Origin of the sequence: Luteimonas panaciterrae (genome assembly GCF_020511115.1) — a bacterium.
Classification (GTDB): Bacteria; Pseudomonadota; Gammaproteobacteria; order Xanthomonadales; family Xanthomonadaceae; genus Luteimonas; species Luteimonas panaciterrae.
Genome location: NZ_JAJAVH010000086.1, coordinates 1 through 286 on the forward strand (window position 1 = coordinate 1; position 286 = coordinate 286).

At 60.5% G+C, this 286-nt stretch carries 1 protein-coding gene; it reads left to right on the forward strand.

Annotation, left to right across the window (positions count from 1 at the left end):
- A partial coding sequence (locus tag LG367_RS18390; protein WP_226470732.1) for a M4 family metallopeptidase occupies positions 1-286 on the forward strand: 286 nt, incomplete at both ends.

Sequence of the window (286 nt, forward strand, 5' to 3'; positions counted from 1 at the left end):
CGTCGTGCCGGCATCCTATCGGGCGGAGCTGGTCAAGGCCGATCTGGTCTGCAATGGCGACATTGACCTGACCAGAATCACTAACAAGGTGGCTGCACAGGTATGGTATCGCGCGATCACGCTGTATATGACCTCGCAGACAGGCTATCCGAAGGCGCGCGAGGCCACTCAGCAAGCGGCTGCGGACTTGCTCGACCGCGGATTGCTCAGCAAGAAGCAGGCAAATGCAGTGGCGTGTGCGTGGGAGGCGGTCAATGTACCGCTGCCTGACGGTTCGAAGCTGGCA